Genomic DNA, 19,822 nt, shown 5'->3' with positions numbered 1-19,822 from the left:
CTGGCGATTATCCGTGGCCCCCACCGGCCGCCTACATCCCCTTGAACCGCCCCCGCTGCGCGCGGCTGACCGGCAGCGGCTGCGCCAGGCCGCGCAGCTGCACCCACAGCTCGCCGTCGTCGCGGCGCTCGATGCGCTCGATGGCCCGCGCGTTGACGACCGAGCCGCGGTGGATCTGCCAGAACAGCTGCGGGTCCAGCTGTTCCATCAGCTCGCCCAGCGGCGTGCGCAGCAGCAGCTGTTCGCCGCCCTGGCTCAGCGCGCGCGTGTGGCGCAGCTCCGAGCGCAGCGCGGCGATGTGCGCCACGTCCATCAGCTTCATCGTGTTGCCGGTCCAGGCTTGCAGGAAGCGCAGCTTCTCGGCCGTCGGCTGCCCCTGCTGCTGCAGGCGCTGCACGGTGGCGGCCAGGCGCGCGGGCGTCAGCGGCTTGCGCAGGTAGTCCACCGCGCCGTGCTCGAAGGCGTCCAGCGCGTGCTCGGGGTGGGCCGTGACGAACACCAGCCGCGTGCCGGCCGGCGCCAGGCCGGCCAGCGACAGGCCGTCGATGCCGGGCATGCGGATGTCCAGGAAGGCGATGTCCGGTCGCAGCTCGTCCAGCAGGCGGCGGGCCTCGGTGCCGCTGCGGGCGCGGGCCACGATGGCGAGGTCGGGCCAGGCGTCGGCCAGCAGCTGCTGGAGCTCGTCGAGCAGCTGGGGTTCGTCGTCGGCGATGAGGGCGGTGGTCATGCCAGCGGCAGTGTCAGGCACGCCTCGGTGAGGCCGTCGGCGGTGGTGGCCAGCGTCAGCGCGGCCGCGTCGCCGTGCAGCGCGCGCAGGCGCTGGCGCAGGTTGGCCAGCGCCAGGCCGTGGCCGGCGGGCTCGGCGTCGGGGCGCAGCGGGCAGCCGCTGTTGACGACGCGCAGCCGCAACCCGGCGCCGTCGCGTTCGGCCGTCAGCCGCACCTCGCCGCCGGCCTCGCTGGGCTCGATGCCGTGCTGGATCGCGTTCTCCACCAGCGGCTGCAGCATCAGTGGCGGCAGCGGCAGGTCCAGCAGCGCGGTGTCCACGTCGATGCGCCAGGCCAGCCGGCCGCCCAGGCGCAGCGCCATGATGGCCAGGTAGTGCTCGACGAGCTGGCATTCCTGGCCCAGCGTGGATCCGGCCTGCCGCGCCCGCGTGAGCGTGACATCGAACAGGTTGCTGACCGCGTCCAGCAGCGGCAGCGATTGGTCCGACCCCTGGCGGATGAAGCTGCGCAGCGTGGCCAGCGTGTTGAACAGGAAGTGCGGCTCGATCTGCGCCTGCAGCATCTGCAGCTCGGCGCGCAGCCGCGCGCGATCCTGCTCCACGCGGCGCAGCGCGCGCAGGCGGCGCAGGCCCTGCGTCAGCGGCAGGCCCAGCAACGCGGCGCCGAAGCTCAGGTGCAGCCAGAAGCGGGTGAGCCGGTCGGCGGGCTGTGGCGACGCGCTCACCAGCGCCTGTTCGATGACCCAGCCCAGCGTGGCACCCGCCAGCAGGGCCACGAGCAGGATGGCGGGCAGCAGTGCGTCGTCCTGCGGGCGGGTGCGGCGGGCCAGCAGGCCGCACAGGCCGTCGGCGGCAGCATGGCCGGCCCACAGGCCCAGCGACAGCGCCCACGCGGGGTGGCCGCGCAGGAAGAAGGCGGACAGCCCGAACAGTGCCAGCCCGGCCAGCAGCGGCGCGGGCCGGCGCCAGCCCACACCCTCCTCGCGGACGGCCTGGGCCAGATCGCTGCCGAACGTGGGTGCGGCCGTGCTCAGCGTGTTGTTCAACGCGGTGTTCAAGGCGGCGTCAGCGCGCGGGGTTGGCGCGGCAGCACGGGCGCACCGCTCTCACCGGTGACGGCCACGCTGTTGCCCACCACCTCGAGCTGGAACTTCGTGGCCTGCAGCTGGCCGGCACCGTTGAGCAGAAACCCGAAGCTCAGCGCGGTGGCGTCGGCCGGGATGTCCAGCACGACTTCGGCGGGCTGCCACGCGAAGCTGCCGCGCAGCGGGCGGTTGTACATGTTGTCGAAGGCGGCGGCGCGCTGGCCGACGTCGGCGCGCATCCACAGCCCGCCCCAGGCGGCCAGTTGGTCGGCGCGCAGCTGGGCGGTCAGGCGCACGCGCTTGCCGGCGTAGTCGGTGCCGGCCACCTGCTGCATCAGCGTCGTGAAGCCGGTCGTGCCGGGTTGGCAGTCCAGGCTGAACACGCGTGTGCTGGGGGCGCCGCTGGCGGGCACGACGTCGCCCTTGCAGGTCTGGGCGTCGCCGGTCTGCAGCCAGCCGGGCGGCAGGCTCTCAGGCTTGGCCAGCGCGGTGGCGAGCACGCCGACGCCGATGGCGGCAACGATGGCGGAGGCTTTCATCGATCAATCTCCCGTGGCGGGCCAGAATCGGCCCGCACGCAGACTAGGGCGGCGACGCCCGCACCGCGGGGCAACGGGGCGAACGGCGCCGGCGCGTGCAGCAAGGGTCGAAAAACCGACATCAGCGCAGGCGCTCAGGGCGAGCGCAGCAGCGGCAGCGCGTCCAGCCGCCGTTCGATCTCCGCCAGCATGCGGCGGTACGGCGGCGCATCCACGCCGCCGTAGGTGGCGAGGAAGTCGCGTGCACTGAGGAATTCCGGCAGATCGGCCACGTCCGGCATGAAGTCGCCCTCTGCCACGCCGCGTGCCAGCCGCGCCTGCAGCGCCCGCGGGTCACGCTGTGCCAGCAGCCCCAGGCGCGTGCCGGCACGGTCGGCGGCAATGTCGTTGAAGCTGAAGCCGCTGCCGTCGCGCAGGTCAGCCGTCTCCTTGTAGACGCCGATGGCGTTCGCCAGCGGCCCGCCGCCCTCCAGCGCCAGCACGGCGGAGATCAGCAGGTGCTGCGGGAAGTCATCGCGGCCGGCCAGGGTCACCGTCACCCGCCGCGGGTAGGGCGCCGCCTGCAGCGCCGGCACCAGGTCGGAGAGGCGCCGGCCGGTGGACTGCAGCGCCAGCGTCAGCAGCGCCGCACGGTTCTCCGCGACCGCGTCGCCTCCGCCGACGCTGCGTTGGCTGGCGAGCGTGAAGAGCGGCGGCAGCAGGCGCGCCAGCGACACGCCGGCGCCACCGCCCGCCGCGGCATGCGCCTGGATCGCGCCGGTCAGCGCCTGGGCATAGGCCGTCAGGCGGGCCTGCTCTGCGGGCGGCAGCACGGTGCCGAGCAGGCGCTGCAGGCCGTCATCGCCCCATTCATAGACCACGTCGAGCCGCGCCGGCTTCAGGCGCACGCGCTGCACCATGTCCAGCGCCAGCGACCCCTCCGGCGTGGCGTTCAGCCGCTCGGCCAGGCGCGGCAGCAGCCGGGCGGCCACCCAGGCCGGCACCGGCAGGCGGCCCACGGTCACGTCTTCGAGGGCGGGCAGCCCCGGCGTCTCGCGCAGCGTGGCAGCGATGTTCAGCCAGGCCGCGATGGGGCTGTGGGGCAGCGGCAGGCTGGCCTGCAGCTGGGCGCTCCCAGCCTCCAGCACCAGCTGTGCCGACGCGCCCGGCACCAGCCGGCGTGCCAGCTGGTGCAGCACGAGGTTGGCCTCCCGCTCAGAGGCGACCAGCGTGCGAAGCGGGCCGGGCACCGGCTGGCGCGGGTCGTTGCGGCGCAGGAATTCGCGCGCCCGGGCGATGTCCATCGCCGACACCTCGGCCGGCCCCGGCCAGCGCGGCGCGCGCTGCACCGCGAGGGCCAGTGCCAGCAGGCCGGCCACCGCCAGGGCCAGCGCTGCCCAGGCGACGGCCTTCAGGCCCCGCCTGAGGGCAGCCTGGCTCACTCCTCCAGCAGGCTGCGCAGCATCCAGGCGGTCTGCTCGTGCACGGTGATGCGCTGCGTCAGCAGGTCGGCCGTGGGCTCGTCGCTGGCCTTGTCGACGGCGGGGAACAGCTCGCGGGCGGTGCGCGCGACGGCCTCGTGGCCTTCCTTCAGGATGCGCACCATCTCCATCGCCTTGGGCGGCGTGGCCGGCGCGTCGGGCAGGCCGCTGAGCTTGGCGAACTGCGCGTAGCTGCCGGGGGCGGCGTGGCCCAGCGAGCGGATGCGCTCGGCGACCGGGTCCACCGCATTCCACAGCTCGGTGTACTGGGCCATGAACATCGCGTGCAGGCTGTTGAACATCGGGCCGGTGACGTTCCAGTGGAAGTTGTGCGTCGTCAGGTACAGCGTGTAGGTCTCGGCCAGCAGCTTGGACAGACCGGCCACGATGGTGGCGCGGTCCTTGTCGCTGATGCCGATGCTGATGGACGGGGCGGAAGATTTCTTGGCCATGCGTGGCTCCAACAATGAGATGGCGGCGAGCCTAACGGATTCAGCCCGCAGGCTCTACACGCCCAGCCGCTCGAACTCGCCCTCCACTTGCGCGAGCCACACGCGCAGGCGCTGGCGCTCCAGCAGGCCGAGCCGGGCGCCTTCGCTGCTGGCGGCGTTGCGGGCCGACCAGAAGCTCGCGTCTGCCGCGTCGATCTTGCGCAGCACGGCGTCCTGCAGATGCCTGAGCGGCATCGTGCGGGCGCCGAGTTCCTGCGCACGGGCAAGCTGGCCGGAGCGCTCCAGCTGCGAGAAGTCGTCGCCGCGCAGCTGGTTGAGCACCAGCACATAGTCCAGCCGGCCGCCGAAGCGGTCCAGCAGGCGGGCCAGCAGGTCGACCGAGTCCCGGCCGGCGTCCATCACGTGCCAGTAGCGCACGGCCACGCCGGACTCGGCGGCCAGTTCCAGCACACCGGATTCGTCCATCCAGCGCGCCAGCGGCTCGTGCGTCTGCGCGGCCAGGTCCACCAGCACGCGCCGGCCGGGCTCGGCCACTGCGCTCTCGACGATGGCATCCAGCGCCTCGAAGTTGTCCACCAGCGCCGGCGAGGCGTAGTCGGCATAAAAGCGCAGCAGCGCGCCGTGCGAGCGGTCGGTGTCGAAGCCGGTGAACGGCAGGCCGTGGTCGATCAGGTACTGCGCCAGCAGTCGCGACAGCAGCGACTTGCCGACGCCGCCCTTTTCTCCGCCGACGAAATGGATGGCACTGGCCGGGGTGTCGACAGGAGGGCTGCTCATGGCGTGAGGCGCGCGGCGCAAGAGTCCAGGGATGCGCCAAGTAGAACACGCGAATGCTGCGGTGCAGCATCCAAGCTGGCGCTCAGGACAGCCGGGTCACCCCGCCCAGCTCGCAGGCGTAGATGGCGTTGCGCAGCGCGGCGATGGCCTCGTAGCGCGTGAAGCTGCGCCGCCAGGCCAGCACCACGCGGCGGGTGGGCACCGGGGCGCTGAACGGCACGAAGCGCAGGTGGGCCGACGGGTCGCGCGCCACCGACAGCTTGGGCACCACCGTCACGCCCATGCCCGAGGCCACCATGTGCTTGATGGTCTCCAGCGACGAGCCCTCGAAGCTGCGGCGGATGCCCTCGGCGTCGCTGGAGAAGCGCGCGAACTCGGGGCAGACCTCCAGCACGTGGTCGCGGAAGCAGTGGCCCGTGCCCAGCAGCAGCATGGTCTCGCGCTTGAGCTCCTCGGCGCTGATGGCGGCGCGGTCGGCCAGCGGGTGCGATGCCGGCAGCGCGACGACGAAGGGCTCGTCGTACAGCGGCGCCGTGGCCAGGCCCGTGTCGGGGAAGGGCTCGGCCATGATGGCGCAGTCCAGCTCGCCGGTGCGCAGCATCTCCAGCAGCTTCACCGTGAAGTTCTCCTGCAGCATCAGCGGCATCTGCGGGTAATGCTCGATGGTGTGCTTGACCAGCTCGGGCAGCAGGTAGGGGCCGATGGTGTAGATGATCCCGAGGCGCAGCGCGCCGTCCAGCGGGTCCTTGCCGCGCTTGGCGATCTCCTTGATGGCACCGGCCTGGTCCAGCACCGACTGCGCCTGGCGCACGATCTCCTCGCCCAGCGGCGTCACGCTGACCTCGCTGCCGCCGCGCTCGAAGATCTTGACGTCCAGCTCCTCCTCCAGCTTCTTGATCGCGACGGACAGCGTCGGCTGCGACACGAAGCAGGCCTCGGCGGCGCGGCCGAAGTGGCGTTCGCGGGCGACGGCGACGATGTAGCGGAGCTCAGTCAGGGTCATAGCCCGAACGCTACACTGCCGCCGCCCCACAAGGGCCACAAGGGTTTACACCGAGGATTCCCATGACCGCTGACCGCAAGCCGATGACCCTTCCGAAGCTGGCGCAGATGCACGCCAGCGGCGAGAAGATCGCGATGCTGACCTGCTACGACGCGGCGTTCGCATCGCTGCTGGACGAGGCCGGCGTGGACGTCCTGCTGATCGGCGATTCGCTGGGCAATGTGCTGCAGGGCCGCGGCTCCACGGCGCCGGTAAGCCTGGAGGACATGGTCTATCACACGCTGTGCGTGTCGCGCGGCCACAAGTGGGCCTGGATCGTGGCCGACCTGCCGTTCGACAGCTACCACGTCAGCAAGGAAGAGGCCTGGAAGAGCTCGGCCGCGCTGGTCAAGGCCGGCGCCCACATGGTGAAGCTCGAAGGCGGCGGCTGGACGACCGAGACGGTGCGCTTCCTCAGCGAACGCGGCATCCCGGTCTGCGTGCACCTGGGCTTCACGCCGCAGACGGTGAACGCGCTGGGCGGCTTCAAGGTGCAGGGCCGCGACGAGGAGAGCGCCGCCCGCATGAAGCGCGAGACGCAGGACGCCATCGACGCCGGTGCGGCGATGCTACTGTACGAGATGGTGCCGGCCGCACTGGCAGCCGAGATCACCGCCGCGTCGCCGGTGCCCGTCATCGGTATCGGCGCGGGCGTGGGCACGTCGGGCCAGGTGCTGGTGCTGCACGACATGCTCAACATCACGCCGGGCCGCAAGCCCCGCTTCGTCAAGGACTTCATGGCCGGCAAGGACTCCGTGCTGGCGGCCGTGAAGGGCTATGTGGACGAGGTCAAGGCGGGGACCTTCCCGGTCAACGAGGTGCACGGGTTCTAGGACAACATGCCCCCAAGCTCGCTGCGCTCACTGCCCCCCGAGGGGGCGCGTCAGTGGTTGCTGGCGGCCGGGCACCACTGACATGCAAGTCATCCACATCATCCCCGAACTGCGCGACGCGCTCGCCATCCACCGCCAGCGCGGCTTCGTGCCGACGATGGGCAACCTGCACGACGGCCATCTGGCGCTCGTCAAGCAGGCGCGCGAGCTGGTGGGGCCGGCCGGCGCCGTGGTGGCCAGCATCTTCGTTAACCGGCTGCAGTTCGCGCCGCACGAGGACTTCGACACCTACCCGCGCACGCTGGAACGCGACTGCGAGCTGCTGGCGAGCGCCGGCTGCGACATCGTCTTCGCGCCGTCCGAGAAGGAGCTGTACCCCGAGCCGCAAGGCTACAAGGTGGTGCCGCCCACGGCGTTGGCCGACATCCTGGAAGGCCACTTCCGCCCCGGCTTCTTCACGGGCGTCTGCACCGTCGTGCACAAGCTGTTCAACATCGTGCAGCCGACGCTGGCCGTGTTCGGCAAGAAGGACTACCAGCAGCTGATGGTGCTGCGCCGCATGACGGCGCAGATGGGCCTGCCCATCGCCATCCATGGCGGCGAGACGCGCCGCAGCGCTGACGGCCTGGCACTGTCGTCGCGCAACGGCTACCTCAGCGACGCCGAGAAGGTGGAGGCGCTGCGGCTGTCGCGCACGCTCAAGAACCTGATCGCTCGCTGGCAGGCCGGCGAGCGAGACTCGGCCGCGCTGGAAGCCGACGCGATGCAGTCGCTGCGCGACGCCGGCTGGGCGCCGGATTACGTCACACTGCGCCGCCAGCATGACCTGGGAGCGGCCGTCGACGGCGAACCGCTCGTGGCCCTCGCCGCTGCCAAGTTGGGCAGCACCCGTTTGATCGACAACCTCGAAGTTTGAAATGGCACTGAATCGACTGCACCGCCGCCCCCTGCTGGCCCTGGCGGCTTCCCTGGCCCTGAGCCTCACCGCCTGCGGCGGTGGTGGCGGCAGCGGCGGTGACAGCGGCGGTGGCACCACGCCCACGCCGCCCGCGCCGGGCTCCGTCACGCTGACCGTCACGCACAAGGTGCGCCTGACGACGACGCAGGGCGTCATCGAGATCGGCCTGGACCGCACACACGCGCCCGTCACGGTGGACAACTTCCTGAAGTACGTCAACGACGGCTTCTACAACGGCACCGTCTTCCACCGCGTCATCAACGGCTTTGTCATCCAGGGCGGCGGCGTGGCCCGCAACGGTGCCGGCGTGCTGCAGGAGAAGACGCCCACCTACGCCCCGATCGCGCTGGAGAGCCGCACCGGCCTGTCCAACCTGCGCGGCACGCTCGCGATGGCCCGCACCAACGTGCCCGACAGCGCCACCAGCCAGTTCTTCGTCAACGTCGTGGACAACAACGGCACCGGCCTGAACAACCTGAACTACCAGAGCAGCTCCAGCCCCGGCTACGCCGTGTTCGGCCAGGTGACGGCGGGCCTGGACGTGGTGGACAAGATCAAGGCCGTGTCCACCAACACGTCGGACGTGCCGCTGGTCGACGTGACGATCACGGAAGCCAAGGTCATTCCGTAACCAACTGAATCAGCGTGTCGGCGGCGGGAGCCGCCGGCCCGTTGGGCAGGCCCAGCCACACACGGGTCCTGCCATGCTGCGCCGCCTCGCCGTCCTGCTTTCCGTCCTGAGCCTGGCCGCCTGCGGCGGCGGAGATGGCGACTACCACCATGGCGGCGGTGGGGGTGGAGGCGGTGGCGGCACGTCCTACCCGCAGCCCAACCCGACGCCCAACCCGCCCACGCTGTCCTGCAGCGCGGCGGGCCTGGCCGCGTCGGCGGCCAGCCAGTGGGGCACGGTCTGCATGCTGACCAGCAGCGGCGAGATCGTCGTCGAGCTGTACGACAGCTATGCGCCGCAGACGGTCGCCAACTTCTACAAGTACGTGGCCGCGGGCTTCTACACGAAGACGCTGATCCACCGCGTCGACCGCGACTTCGTCGTACAGGGCGGCGGCTACACGTCGGGGATGGTGGCCAAGACGCCACTGTATGCGCCCATCAAGCTGGAGAGCAACAACAACCTCTCCAACCTGCGCGGCACCCTCGCGATGGCGCGCCGCAGCGACGCCGACTCGGCCACGAGCCAGTTCTTCTTCAACGTGGTGGACAACACCAGCCTGGACTACCAGAGCGCTGCCAGCCCGGGCTACGCGGTGTTCGGCCGCATCATCTCGGGCTTGAACACGCTGGACGCGATCAACGTGGTGCCCACCTACACCTACAGCCAGAGCGACATTCAGCCGCGCACCGAAGTGCTGGTGTACTGGATGCAGCGGCTCAAGTAGCACCCGCCGGCCCGGCCGGCGCGCCATTCGTCCGCGCGGCTGGCCGTTCGTCATCCGGCGCGCGCGGGGCGCCGCCGGGCTGGGCAACATGGCCTCCGTCAACACCTCGATGGAGTCACCATGTCCCGCAAGCGTTCCTGGGCCGGCCTGTTCGGCGCCGCCGTCGGCATCCTGACCGCGCTGTACGTCAGCCACGCCCACGCGGCGCCGGTCGAGTTCCGCGACCTGAAGGTCGACGTCATCGGCGAGGGCCGGCCGGTCGTCATGATCCCGGGCCTGAACAGCGCCGCGTCCGTCTGGGCCGAGACCTGCGCCGCGCTGCAGCCCGGCGTGCAGTGCCACCTCGTGCAGCTGCCCGGCTTTGCCGGCGCGCCCGCCGTGGTGACCGACAACTTCCTCAGCGGCATGCGCGACCGCCTGCTGGCCTATGTGGATGACCGCCGGCTCGACAAGCCCGTCGTCATGGGCCACAGCCTGGGCGGCGTGCTGGCGCTGCAGATGGCGGCCGAGAAGCCGGGGCGCATCGAGCGCCTCGTCATCGTCGACAGCCTGCCCTTCCTCGCCGGCCTGCGCGGCATGACCCCCGAGCAGGCCAAGGGCATGGGTGCGGGCATGCGCCAGCAGATGGCGGCCGCCACGAAGGAGCAGTGGGAGGCCGGCACGCGCCAGGGCGCTGGCGGCATGAGCCGCAGCCCGGCGAACACCGAGCGCGTCATCGCCTGGGGCCTGGCCAGCGACCGCGCGACGACGGCGCAGGCCATGTCCGAGCTGTGGAGCGACGACCTGCGCCCGCTGCTGCCCAGGATCACCACGCCGACGCTGGTGCTGGGCGCCTGGGCCGCCTACCAGCCGATGGGCGCCACGCTGGAGAGCACCCGCAGCCTGTACGAGGGCCAGTACGCCGGCCTCAAGGGCGTGAAGGTGTCGATGAGCCAGGGCGGCCATCACTTCCTCATGTGGGACGATGCCGACTGGCTGGTGGGTGAGGTCAAGGCCTTCCTGGCGGCCAGGTAAGCAGCCAACGCCGGAGGGGGCATGAACACGCGCAGGCGCAACGCCATCCAGGCGCTGCTGTGGAGTTTCTACGTCGGCCTCTCGCTCGCGATGATCGCGAACTTCGGCGTGGTGACCGGCTCGCTGGCCTTCGTCATGGTGTTCGTTGGCGCCGGGCTGTGGGCAAGCAGCGAAGCGCTGCGCGCACTGGCGCTGCGCCGGGCCTGGCTGGACAAGCCACCCCGCGCGCTGCTGCTGCGCCTGCTGCTGGTGCCGCCGCTGTTCGCCTTCGCGCTGCAGGCCCTCGTCTTCTTCGTCAACCGGGCGGGTCTGCTGCTGGGGCTGCTCCAGTTCCCGCCCGGCACGCCGCAGGGCTGGCTGGTGCTGCTGAGCTACGCCATCAACAGCACCATCCTGCTGTGGCTGTGGCTGGCGGTGTGGGTGGGCGTGACCATGGTGCAGCGCTGGCGCCTGGGCGAGATCGCCAAGTGGCAGGCCGAGACGGCCGCGCGCGAGCTGGAGCTGCAGGTGCTGCGCGCGCAGATCAACCCGCACTTCCTGTTCAACGCGCTGAACAACCTGCGCGCCCTCATCAACGAAGACCCGGCCCGCGCCCGCGAGATGCTGAGCCGCCTGTCCAACACGCTGCGCCACACGCTGCAGCACAGCGCCAAGGAGCGCGTGCCGCTGGCCGACGAGCTGGCCGTGGTGCGCGACTACGTGGCGCTGGAGCAGCTGCACCACGAGGAGCGGCTGCGCGTGGACTGGCAGGTGGACCCCGCCACCGCCGGCGCCAGCGTGCCCCCCATGCTGCTGCAGCTGCTGGTGGAGAACGCCATCAAGCACGGCATCGCACGCACGGCGGGCGGCGGCGTGGTGGACATCCGCATCCGCCGCGACGACGCCGCGCTGCAGATCGCCGTCGACAACCCCGGCCACTGGAAGCCCGCGGCCAATGCTGCCGACGCGCCCACCAGCACCGGCCTGGGCCTCGTGCACCTGCGCGAGCGGCTGGCGCGCGCCGGCGGTGACGGCGCCGACTGCCGCATCGACGCGGCGGGCGGGCGCGTGCAGGTCTGCGTGACACTGGCTGCATGAAGATCTACATCGTCGAGGACTCGCGGCTGGCCCGCCAGGAGCTGCGCACGCTGCTGGCGGCCATCCCCGATGCCGACATCGTCGGCGAGGCCGCCGAGCTGGCGCCCGCTCGCGACGCCATCGACACCTTGCAGCCCGAGCTGCTGCTGCTGGACGTGGAGCTGCCCGGCGCCACCGGCTTCGACCTGCTGGACCAGCTGGAGCACCTGCCGCTGGTCGTCTTCACGACCGCGTACGACCAGCACGCGCTGGCCGCCTTCGAGCGCAATGCGCTGGACTACCTGCTCAAGCCCATCGACCCCGCCCGGCTGGAGGCGGCGCTGGCCAAGGCACGCGAGCGGCTGCGGCCGCGGCCGCCCGCCGCGCCGGCCGCGGCGCAGAAGGGAGCCGACGACATGGTCTTCCTGCGCGACGGCGAGCGCTGCTGGTTCGTGCGGCTGGGCGACATCGCCGGCTTCGAGTCCTGCGGCAACTACGCGCAGGCCTGGTTCGACGGCCAGCGCCCGCTCATCAACCGCACGCTGACCAGCCTGGAAGAGAAGCTGGACCCGCAGCTGTTCTTCCGCGCCAGCCGCAGTCACCTCGTCAACCTGCGCTGGGTGCAGGGCATCGAGCCCTGGCGCAACGACGGCTACCGCGTCACGTTGAAGGACGGCCACCAGGTCGAGGTGTCGCGGCGCCAGGCCAAGCTGCTGCGCGAGAAGCTGGAGCTCTGAGGAACGCTGTCGGCGTGCAGCCTGTCCCAGGCGTTGTGCAGTTCGTCGCACGTCGCGTTCGCCCGCAGCCGGCGTCGGCGACGATCACGTTTCCCTCAACACCTGACCCCGAGAACTCCAAATGAACCGCTTTGCCGCCTTCGCCCTGTCCCTGACCGCCGCGGCGCTGCTCAGTGCCTGCGTCTTCGCGCCGCCTTCCAACTCGTCCAACGCCTTCGACGCCGACGCGCTGGCCAAGAACAGCGACCGCGCGCTGATCGCCTGTGGGGCGGGCAACGTCAAGGAAGTCAGCGCCAAGAGCTTCAGCTGCAAGTAAGGCCTAAGCCTTCAGGAACTCCGCCTTCGTCCCGAGCCAGCGCGCGACCTGACGTCGTGCCGCGTCGGGATGCTCGTCCAGCAGCCACGGTGCCAGCTCCCGGGCGGCGACCAGCAGCGGCGCGTCCTCCTGCAGGTCGGCGAAGCGCAGCAGCTCGGCGCCGCTCTGGCGCGAGCCCATGAACTCGCCGGGGCCGCGGATGTCCAGGTCGCGCCGCGCGATCTCGAAGCCGTCGGTCGTCTCGGCCATCGCCTTCAGGCGCGACTTGCCGGTGTCGGACAACGGCGGCGTGTAGATCAGCACGCAGACGCTGGCCTTGCTGCCGCGCCCCACGCGGCCACGCAGCTGGTGCAGCTGCGCCAGGCCGAAGCGCTCGGCATGCTCGATGACCATCAGGCTCGCGTTGGGCACGTCCACGCCCACCTCGATGACGGTCGTCGCCACCAGCACGCTCATCGCGCCGCTGGAGAACTGCGCCATCACTGCCGCCTTGTCCGCCGGAGACATGCGCCCGTGCAGCAGGCCCACCGACGTGCCGGCTAGCGTCTCGCTCAGCTCGGCGTGCGTCTCGGTGGCGTTGCGCAGGTCCACGGCCTCGCTCTCCTCCACCAGCGGGCAGACCCAGTAGACCTGCGCGCCGTCGGCCACCGCCATGCGGATCTTGTCGACGACGTCGTGCCGCTTGGATTCGGTGAACACCTTGGTGACGATGGGGCTGCGGCCGGGCGGCAGCTCGTCGATGGTGGAGACGTACAGGTCGGCGAAGTAGGTCATCGCCAGCGTGCGCGGGATGGGCGTGGCGCTCATCATCAGCAGGTGCGGCTCCAGGTCCATGGCCTTCAGCTTGTTCCTCAGCGCCAGCCGCTGCGCGACGCCGAAGCGGTGCTGCTCGTCGATGACGGCCAGACCCAGCTTCGCGAACTTGACCTTGTCCTCGATGACGGCATGCGTGCCGACGATGAGCTGCGCCTCGCCCGACGCGGCTGCGTCCAGCATCTTCTGCCGCGCCTTGCCCTTCACGCTGCCGGTGATCCAGGCCACCTTCAGCCCCAGCGGCTCCAGCCAGCCGATGAGCTTGCGGAAATGCTGCTCGGCCAGGATCTCGGTGGGCGCCATCAGCGCGCACTGCCAGCCGGCGTCGATGGCGATGGCCGCGGCCAGCGCGGCAACGACCGTCTTGCCCGAGCCCACGTCGCCCTGCAGCAGCCGGTGTGTGGGCTGCGGCCGGGCTAGGTCGTGTGCGATCTCCTCGCACACGCGCTGCTGCGCTGCCGTCAGCTGGAACGGCAGCACGCCCAGCAACTTCTCGTGCAGGCCACCTGGGCGCGCCTTCAACGCCGGTGCCACCAGCAGGGCCCGCTCGCGCTGCGCCTGCAGCTGCGACAGCTGCTGCGCCAGCAGCTCCTCGAACTTGAGCCGGTGCCAGGCCGGGTGGTGGTGCTCGTGCAGCGCTTCCTGCGACGCGCTGGGCGGCGGGTGGTGCAGGTAGGTCAGCGCGTCCTTCAACGTGGGCAGCCCGTGCGGCACGACGCCGGCGGGCAGCACCTCGCGCAGGTCGGCTCGGGCCAGGCCCGACGCCACCGCTTTGCGCAGATAGGCCTGCGGCAGCTGCGCCGAGGCGGGGTAGACCGGCGTGAGGGACTGGGCCAGCGGCGTGTCGTCGTCCACCACCTTGACGACCGGGTGCACCATCTCGCGGCCGAAGAAGCCGATGCGCGGTTCGCCGCGCAGCCGCAGGCGCGCACCGACGGCCATCTGCTTCTGCTGCGACGGGTAGAAGTGCAGGAAGCGCAGCAGCAGCGAGCCGGTCTCGTCCTTCACGCGCACCAGCAGCTGGCGGCGGCTGCGCAGCTCGATCTGGCTGTCGACGACGACGCCCTCCACCTGCGCCGCCTCGTTGTCCTGCAGCGCGCCGATGGGGGTGATGCGCGTCTCGTCCTCGTAGCGCAGCGGCAGGTGCAGGGCCAGGTCGATGTCGCGCACGAGGCCCAGCTTCTCCATCGCCTTCTGCGGGGCGGACTTGGGCTTGTTGGCGGGGGGCAGGGGGGCGGCCTCGGGCATGGGCCGCATTCTGGCGGCTTGGCAGGCCCTCGCTAGCGGAAGTAGCGCTGCCGCAGCCGGTCGTAGCGGCCGTCGCGCTTGAGGCCGTCGAGCGCCGCCTGCAGCCGGCGCACCATGGACGGGTCGGCGTCGGGCCGCAGGCCGTAGTAGTAGCTGCGCGTCACGTCCTGCTCCATCACCGGCTGCAGCGTGCCGTAGGGCAGCTGCAGCTGGCGCAGGTTCCAGGCGGCGGCCCAGTCCAGCAGCGCCACGTACTCCATGCGGCCGGCCAGCAGCTTGCGCACGTTGGTCGCGTCGTCCAGCCCCTGCTCCAGCTGCAGGCCGGGCCTCAGGCCGGCGGCCTGCAGCTGCCGGTCTGCCGCCGAGTCGCGCACGACGCCGATGCGCGCGGCGCCCAGCTCGGCGAGCTGGGTCATGGCCAGGTCGCTGCGGCTGGCGAGGCGATACAGCAGGATGCGGCGTTGCGCGATGGGTCCGACCCACTGGAACTGCGCCTCGCGCTCGGGCGTGCGGGTCAGCGAGAACAGCAGGCTGCCGGCGCTGGCCTCGGCGGCCTGCAGGGCGCGCTGCCAGGGCAGCACCTGCAGGGCCAGCCGCAGTCCGGCGCCGGCGGCCATCAGGCGCAGCAGCTCGACGCTGAAGCCCTGGGCGCCGCCGTCGTCCTGGTAGTTCAGCGGCGGCAGGTTCTCCGTGAAGCCCTGCAGCACCGCGTCGTCGGCCGCCGCGATGGCGAGCGGCGCGGCGAGCAGGGCGGTCAGCGCGAGGCAGGAGCGGCGTTTCACGGCGGCCGAGTCTAGGTCGCCCGCATGACAAGCCTTTGCAGCGCCGCGGGCCGGGTGTGCGATTTCCCGCGCCGCGCCGCGCGGCCGGGGTCAGCCCGGCGTCGGCACGCCGGCCATGCGGTCGTGGGCGCGGAAGAACTGGCGGGCCAGCGCCAGCAGCTGGCCCTGGCTCAACTCGGCCGCGGGGCGGTAGTCGGCGATGTGCGGCGCCAGCTGCGGCCGGTGTGCCTCCACGTAGTGGCGGAACTGGCCCAGCACGACGTGCGAGCCCGTCATCAGCACCTCGGGCGTGTCCTGCAGTGCTTGGCACAGCGCGGCGAACAGCGCCTGCACGCTGCGCGTGTCATCGCCGTGCGCGTGCCGCTCATGCGCCTCGATGCGCGCGGCGTGCACCTGGTGGGCATCGAAATGCAGCACCTGGGCGTGGTGGTGGTCGAGATGGACGACGGCGTGGAACATGCGGGATCTCCTGGGGAATGTCAGCGGGTGGTTTCGGCGGCGGCCTGGCAGTCGACGCAGCGCAGTGCCTGCGGCTGGCGTTGCAACCGGTCGAAGGGAATGACGGCGGCGCAGTCGATGCAGCGGCCGTAGCCGGGCGTCTTCAGGCGCAGCAGCGCGTCGTCGAGGGCGTCCAGCTCGGCCAGCAGGTGGTCGTCGCGGGCCTGGTCCAGCGTGCGGTCGGCGTCGTGCTCGCGCCGGTCGTGCGGGTCGTCGGCCAGCAGTGCGGCGGCATGGGTGATGCGGTCGACGCCTTCGCGCTGGGCCTGCAGCGAGGCGCGCACGCGCTGGCGTGCCAGGGTCAACTCGGTCTCCAGCAGGGCATGCTGGCCGGGGGTGAGGGCAGTGGTCATGGAACCTCCTGGCACCCATGCTGGCAGCCTGCCCGCGGCGCCGCATTGCGCTGCATCAAGAAGGTGGCGATGGGAGAATCCGCCTCCCGCCACTGGTTTGGCACGGGTCCGTCCGGCCCTCAAGCGCATGTCCCACACGGTCGCCGACTTCGATTTCGATCTCCCTCCCGAGCTGATTGCCCAGCACCCCGCCGCCGAGCGCACCGCGTCGCGCCTGCTCGACGCCACCGGCCCCGAGCCCGTGGACCGCGTGTTCCGCGAGCTGCCCGCGCTGCTGTCGCCGGGCGACCTGCTGGTGTTCAACAACACGCGCGTCATCAAGGCGCGGCTGTATGGCGTGAAGGCCACCGGCGGCAACGTCGAGGCGCTGGTGGAGCGCGTGCTGCCCGGCACGCAGGAGGTGTGGATGCACCTGCGCGCCAGCAAGAGCCCCAAGCCCGGCAGCCGCGTGCGCTTCGCCGACGCCTTCGACGCCGAGGTGCTGGGCCGCTGCGGGCCCGACAACGGTCTGTTCCACCTGCGCTTTGCCGGCGACCCGTTCGCGCTGCTGGAGGCTCACGGCCATGTGCCGCTGCCGCCCTACATCGAGCATGCCGACAGCGCCGATGACGAACGCCGCTACCAGACCGTGTTCGCCAAGGAGCCCGGCGCCGTTGCCGCACCGACCGCGGCGCTGCATTTCGACGAGGCCCTGTTGGCCCGCCTGGCCGAGCGCGGCGTCGAACGCGCGCACGTGACGCTGCACGTCGGCGCCGGCACCTTCCAGCCGGTGCGCGTCGACAAGCTGGCCGACCACAAGATGCACAGCGAATGGTTCGACGTGCCGCCGGCCACGGTGGACGCCGTCGCCGCCTGCCGCGCGCGCGGCGGCCGGGTGGTGGCCGTGGGCACGACGACGCTGCGCGCGCTGGAGTCCGCCGCCCGTGGCGGCACGCTGCAGGCCGGCGCCCGCGAGACCGACATCTTCATCACGCCGGGCTTCGAGTTCCGCGTCGTCGACCGGCTCGTCACCAACTTCCACCTGCCCAGGAGCACGCTGATGATGCTGGTCAGCGCGCTGGCCGGGCATGCGCAGGTCATGGCGCTGTACCGCCATGCCATCGCCGAGCGCTACCGCTTCTTCAGCTACGGCGACGCGATGCTGCTGTCGCGCACCCAGCCGACGCGGCCCTGAGCAGCCTCATCGACGGCCGCGACGAACGCCGGCCGTGCCGTGACCGGTAGCGCGAAGCGCATGTGCACGCGCGCCTCGTGCCGCACGTCCAGCAGCTGTGCGCCGTGCTGCTCGACGAGCCGGCGCAGCCGCCCCTCCAGCTCGTAGGGCAGCTCGCAGCCCAGCTCGGCCTGGGCGACGCGCTCGATCTTGTCGGCCGTCAGCAGCGCCTGGGCGATGCAGTCCGTGTAGGCCCGCACCAGCCCGCCGGCGCCCAGCTTCACGCCGCCCCAGTAGCGTACGGCCGTGGCCAGCACGCCCTCCAGCCCCTGGTGGCGCAGCACGTCCAGCATGGGCCGGCCGGCGGTGCCGCCGGGCTCGCCGTCGTCATTGGCGGCGGAATGGCCGCCGGCCAGCAGCGCCCAGCAGACATGGGCGGCGCCCGGGTGCTCGGCGCGCAGCTGCGCCACGCGGGCCAGCGCCGCGGCGCGGTCGGCGCAGGGCTCCACGCAGCCGAGGAAACGGCTCTTCTTGACGATCAGCTCATGCCGCGCAGGGGCGGCCAGGGTCAGCGGCATGGGGTTCCGTCACTCGCCGCGCGGCAGCATCATGCGCGCGCCGTACTCGCCGAAATGGCGCATCACCAGCGTCTGCAGCGTGCCGTCCTGCCGCATGGCGGCCAGTGCCTGCGTCAGACGCTGGCGGTCGCTTTCCGGCATGGTCAGGCTCATGGCCATGCCCACCAGCAGCCGCTCATGCGGCGTGGGGTCGATCACGCGCGGGAGCGGGATTCCCCGGTAGGCCTGCAGAACCTCGGGAATGGCCGACGGCGCCAGGATCAGGCCCTCGGCACGGCCGGCGCGGAACATGCGCGTGGCGGTCTGGAAGTCGCTGGCTTCCACCAGCCGGCCCTGCAGGCGCAGCCGCTGCACCAGCGGGCCGAAGGAGGGGCCGTAGGCATAGCCGCGCACGCCCAGCAGGTGCAGGCCCGGGGTCGCCTCGAAGTCCGCCAGCGTGGACACGCCGGTCATCGCGCGGCCCTGCAGCAGCAGCTGGAAGCGGGCCTGCAGGTAGGGGTGGATCTCGGCCACCTCGCGCCGCTCGGGCGTGATGACGGAGGACAGCGTCAGCTGCAGCACGCCGCGGCGCATCTGGTCCCAGATGCGCAGCCGGGATTCGACGACGCTGCGCAGCGCGCAGCCCGAACGCCGCTCGAGCTCCTGCAGCATGTCCAGGTCCAGCCCGCGGCGCTCCGGCACCTCCTCGTAGAACGGGCTGTAGACATACAGGCCCGCCACGTGCGGCCCGCAGCGCGGAGCGGGCTCGGCCGCTGCGGCGGTGCCGGCCCACGCGCACGACCAGGCGCAGAACGCGGCGATATGCCGCCAGGACGGGCTTCGGCGAGGCATGGCGCATTGTCGCGCAGCCCCGGCTGCGACAATCCGGGGTCCATGCTCAAGTTCGACCTCCTCACCACCGAAGGCCGCGCCCGCCGCGGCACGCTCACGCTCAACCACGGCGTCGTGCAGACACCCATCTTCATGCCCGTGGGCACCTACGGCACGGTCAAGGGCGTCACGCCGCGGTCGCTGGAGGAGATGGGCGCGCAGATCATCCTCGGCAACACCTTCCACCTGTGGATGCGGCCGGGCCTGGATGTCGTCACGCAGTTCGGCGGCCTGCACCGCTTCGAGAGCTGGAACAAGCCCATCCTGACCGACTCCGGCGGCTTCCAGGTCTGGAGCCTGGGCGCGATGCGCAAGATCAGCGAGGAGGGCGTCAAGTTCGCGTCGCCCGTCAACGGCGACAAACTGCTGCTGACCCCCGAGGTCAGCATGCAGATCCAGACGGTGCTGAACTCCGACATCGTCATGCAGTTCGACGAGTGCACGCCCTACGAGAGCAAGGGCGTGCTGACGACCGAGCGCGAGGCGAGGACCTCCATGGAGCTGAGCCTGCGCTGGGCCAAGCGCTGCATCACCGAATTCGACCGCCTGGAGAACCCCAACGCGCTGTTCGGCATCGTGCAGGGCGGCATGTACACGAACCTGCGCGACGCGTCGCTGGCCGGCCTGGCCGAGCTGGACCTGCCGGGCTACGCCATTGGCGGCCTCAGCGTGGGCGAGCCCAAGGCCGAGATGCAGCGCATCCTGGAACACACGGGCCACCAGCTGCCGGCCAACAAGCCGCGCTACCTGATGGGCGTTGGCACGCCGGAAGACCTCGTCGAGGGCGTCAGCCAGGGCATCGACATGTTCGACTGCGTCATGCCCACCCGCAACGCGCGCAACGGCCACCTGTTCACGCGCTTCGGCGACCTGCGGCTGCGCAACGCCCGCTACAAGGCCGACGAGAAGCCGGTGGACGAGACCTGCAGCTGCGAATGCTGCCGGGGCTTCAGCCGTGCCTACCTGCACCACCTGGACCGCTGCGGCGAGATGCTGGGCCCGATGCTGACCAGCGTGCACAACCTGCACTACTACCTGGCCCTGATGCAGGAGATTCGTGACGCGCTGGACGCCGGCCGCTTCGAGGCCTGGCGGGCCCAGTTCCACGCGGACCGTGCCCGGGGCGTCTGACCG

General features: G+C 71.4%; 23 protein-coding genes. 10 read left to right on the top strand and 13 right to left on the bottom strand.

Features of this window, described 5'->3' with window-relative positions; all coding sequences use genetic code 11:
- Positions 1–31: 31 nt before the first annotated feature.
- The 7 genes from AC1Q7O_RS11075 to AC1Q7O_RS11045 form a co-directional block, all read right to left on the bottom strand.
- Positions 32–727: a LytR/AlgR family response regulator transcription factor gene (locus AC1Q7O_RS11075; protein ID WP_492659465.1), complete on the bottom strand. Its 696-nt coding sequence runs from the start codon at positions 725–727 to the stop codon at positions 32–34.
- Positions 724–1,785, bottom strand: coding sequence for a sensor histidine kinase (locus AC1Q7O_RS11070; RefSeq protein ID WP_492659464.1), 1,062 nt, complete (start codon positions 1,783–1,785; stop codon positions 724–726). Before AC1Q7O_RS11070 ends, AC1Q7O_RS11075 begins: the two co-directional genes overlap by 4 nt.
- Complete coding sequence (locus AC1Q7O_RS11065; protein ID WP_394512543.1) at positions 1,782–2,351, bottom strand: hypothetical protein; 570 nt, start codon at positions 2,349–2,351, stop codon at positions 1,782–1,784. Before AC1Q7O_RS11065 ends, AC1Q7O_RS11070 begins: the two co-directional genes overlap by 4 nt.
- A gap of 134 nt (positions 2,352–2,485) precedes the next feature.
- Positions 2,486–3,772 carry a hypothetical protein gene (locus tag AC1Q7O_RS11060; RefSeq protein WP_492659463.1) on the bottom strand — a complete coding sequence of 429 codons (1,287 nt, stop codon included), beginning with the start codon at positions 3,770–3,772 and terminating at the stop codon, positions 2,486–2,488.
- The gene (locus AC1Q7O_RS11055; RefSeq protein ID WP_492659462.1) at positions 3,769–4,263 is read right to left on the bottom strand and encodes a Dps family protein; all 495 of its coding nucleotides are present in this window, start codon (positions 4,261–4,263) and stop codon (positions 3,769–3,771) included. The genes AC1Q7O_RS11060 and AC1Q7O_RS11055 overlap by 4 nt, the downstream gene beginning before the upstream one ends.
- Before the next feature lie 54 nt (positions 4,264–4,317).
- Complete coding sequence (locus AC1Q7O_RS11050) at positions 4,318–5,040, bottom strand: P-loop NTPase family protein (RefSeq protein WP_492659461.1); 723 nt, start codon at positions 5,038–5,040, stop codon at positions 4,318–4,320.
- 82 nt (positions 5,041–5,122) lie between these two features.
- Complete coding sequence (locus AC1Q7O_RS11045) at positions 5,123–6,043, bottom strand: hydrogen peroxide-inducible genes activator (RefSeq protein WP_492659460.1); 921 nt, start codon at positions 6,041–6,043, stop codon at positions 5,123–5,125.
- Positions 6,044–6,105: 62 nt separating this feature from the next.
- Here AC1Q7O_RS11045 and panB point away from each other — a divergent pair, with 62 nt between their 5' ends.
- From panB to AC1Q7O_RS11005, 8 genes are all read left to right on the top strand, one after another.
- Complete coding sequence (gene panB / locus AC1Q7O_RS11040; protein WP_492659459.1) at positions 6,106–6,915, top strand: 3-methyl-2-oxobutanoate hydroxymethyltransferase; 810 nt, start codon at positions 6,106–6,108, stop codon at positions 6,913–6,915.
- Positions 6,916–6,997: 82 nt separating this feature from the next.
- Positions 6,998–7,831 (top strand): pantoate--beta-alanine ligase, encoded by an 834-nt coding sequence (gene panC, locus AC1Q7O_RS11035; RefSeq protein WP_492659458.1) that lies wholly within the window; start codon positions 6,998–7,000, stop codon positions 7,829–7,831.
- A gap of 1 nt (position 7,832) precedes the next feature.
- Complete coding sequence (locus AC1Q7O_RS11030; protein WP_492659457.1) at positions 7,833–8,504, top strand: peptidylprolyl isomerase; 672 nt, start codon at positions 7,833–7,835, stop codon at positions 8,502–8,504.
- 73 nt (positions 8,505–8,577) lie between these two features.
- Complete coding sequence (locus tag AC1Q7O_RS11025) at positions 8,578–9,270, top strand: peptidylprolyl isomerase (protein WP_492659456.1); 693 nt, start codon at positions 8,578–8,580, stop codon at positions 9,268–9,270.
- Between the two features lie 120 nt (positions 9,271–9,390).
- Positions 9,391–10,284 (top strand): alpha/beta fold hydrolase, encoded by an 894-nt coding sequence (locus AC1Q7O_RS11020; protein ID WP_492659455.1) that lies wholly within the window; start codon positions 9,391–9,393, stop codon positions 10,282–10,284.
- A gap of 21 nt (positions 10,285–10,305) precedes the next feature.
- Positions 10,306–11,361, top strand: coding sequence for a sensor histidine kinase (locus AC1Q7O_RS11015; RefSeq protein ID WP_492659454.1), 1,056 nt, complete (start codon positions 10,306–10,308; stop codon positions 11,359–11,361).
- Complete coding sequence (locus AC1Q7O_RS11010; RefSeq protein WP_492659453.1) at positions 11,358–12,077, top strand: LytR/AlgR family response regulator transcription factor; 720 nt, start codon at positions 11,358–11,360, stop codon at positions 12,075–12,077. The genes AC1Q7O_RS11015 and AC1Q7O_RS11010 overlap by 4 nt, the downstream gene beginning before the upstream one ends.
- A 121-nt stretch (positions 12,078–12,198) precedes the next feature.
- On the top strand, positions 12,199–12,393 hold the full coding sequence (locus AC1Q7O_RS11005) for a hypothetical protein (RefSeq protein ID WP_492659452.1): 195 nt from the start codon (positions 12,199–12,201) through the stop codon (positions 12,391–12,393).
- A 3-nt stretch (positions 12,394–12,396) separates the two neighbouring features.
- Here the strand turns inward: AC1Q7O_RS11005 and recG are convergent, their stop codons facing one another.
- The 4 genes from recG to AC1Q7O_RS10985 form a co-directional block, all read right to left on the bottom strand.
- A complete protein-coding gene (gene recG, locus AC1Q7O_RS11000; RefSeq protein ID WP_492659451.1) occupies positions 12,397–14,454 on the bottom strand; it encodes an ATP-dependent DNA helicase RecG in 2,058 nt (685 codons plus the stop codon).
- Between the two features lie 32 nt (positions 14,455–14,486).
- The gene (locus AC1Q7O_RS10995) at positions 14,487–15,236 is read right to left on the bottom strand and encodes a substrate-binding periplasmic protein (protein ID WP_492659450.1); all 750 of its coding nucleotides are present in this window, start codon (positions 15,234–15,236) and stop codon (positions 14,487–14,489) included.
- A gap of 90 nt (positions 15,237–15,326) precedes the next feature.
- Complete coding sequence (locus AC1Q7O_RS10990) at positions 15,327–15,695, bottom strand: hypothetical protein (protein ID WP_492659449.1); 369 nt, start codon at positions 15,693–15,695, stop codon at positions 15,327–15,329.
- Between the two features lie 20 nt (positions 15,696–15,715).
- Positions 15,716–16,087, bottom strand: a complete 372-nt coding sequence (locus AC1Q7O_RS10985) for a TraR/DksA family transcriptional regulator (RefSeq protein ID WP_492659448.1) — start codon at positions 16,085–16,087, stop codon at positions 15,716–15,718.
- Between the two features lie 127 nt (positions 16,088–16,214).
- Here AC1Q7O_RS10985 and queA point away from each other — a divergent pair, with 127 nt between their 5' ends.
- Complete coding sequence (gene queA, locus AC1Q7O_RS10980) at positions 16,215–17,261, top strand: tRNA preQ1(34) S-adenosylmethionine ribosyltransferase-isomerase QueA (protein ID WP_492659447.1); 1,047 nt, start codon at positions 16,215–16,217, stop codon at positions 17,259–17,261.
- On the opposite strand, the gene AC1Q7O_RS10975 is transcribed toward queA, so the two are convergent.
- Positions 17,213–17,818, bottom strand: coding sequence for an IMPACT family protein (locus AC1Q7O_RS10975; RefSeq protein WP_492659446.1), 606 nt, complete (start codon positions 17,816–17,818; stop codon positions 17,213–17,215). The two genes, queA and AC1Q7O_RS10975, sit on opposite strands and share 49 nt — an antisense overlap.
- Positions 17,819–17,827: 9 nt before the next feature.
- Positions 17,828–18,649: a substrate-binding periplasmic protein gene (locus tag AC1Q7O_RS10970; RefSeq protein ID WP_492659445.1), complete on the bottom strand. Its 822-nt coding sequence runs from the start codon at positions 18,647–18,649 to the stop codon at positions 17,828–17,830.
- Positions 18,650–18,691: 42 nt separating this feature from the next.
- Here AC1Q7O_RS10970 and tgt point away from each other — a divergent pair, with 42 nt between their 5' ends.
- On the top strand, positions 18,692–19,819 hold the full coding sequence (gene tgt, locus AC1Q7O_RS10965) for a tRNA guanosine(34) transglycosylase Tgt (protein ID WP_492659444.1): 1,128 nt from the start codon (positions 18,692–18,694) through the stop codon (positions 19,817–19,819).
- The last annotated feature ends 3 nt before the right edge of the window (positions 19,820–19,822 follow it).

It is taken from the genome of Roseateles sp. GW823-FHT07B05 (assembly GCF_058794515.1).
This window is presented reverse-complemented; position numbering and strand designations above follow the sequence as displayed.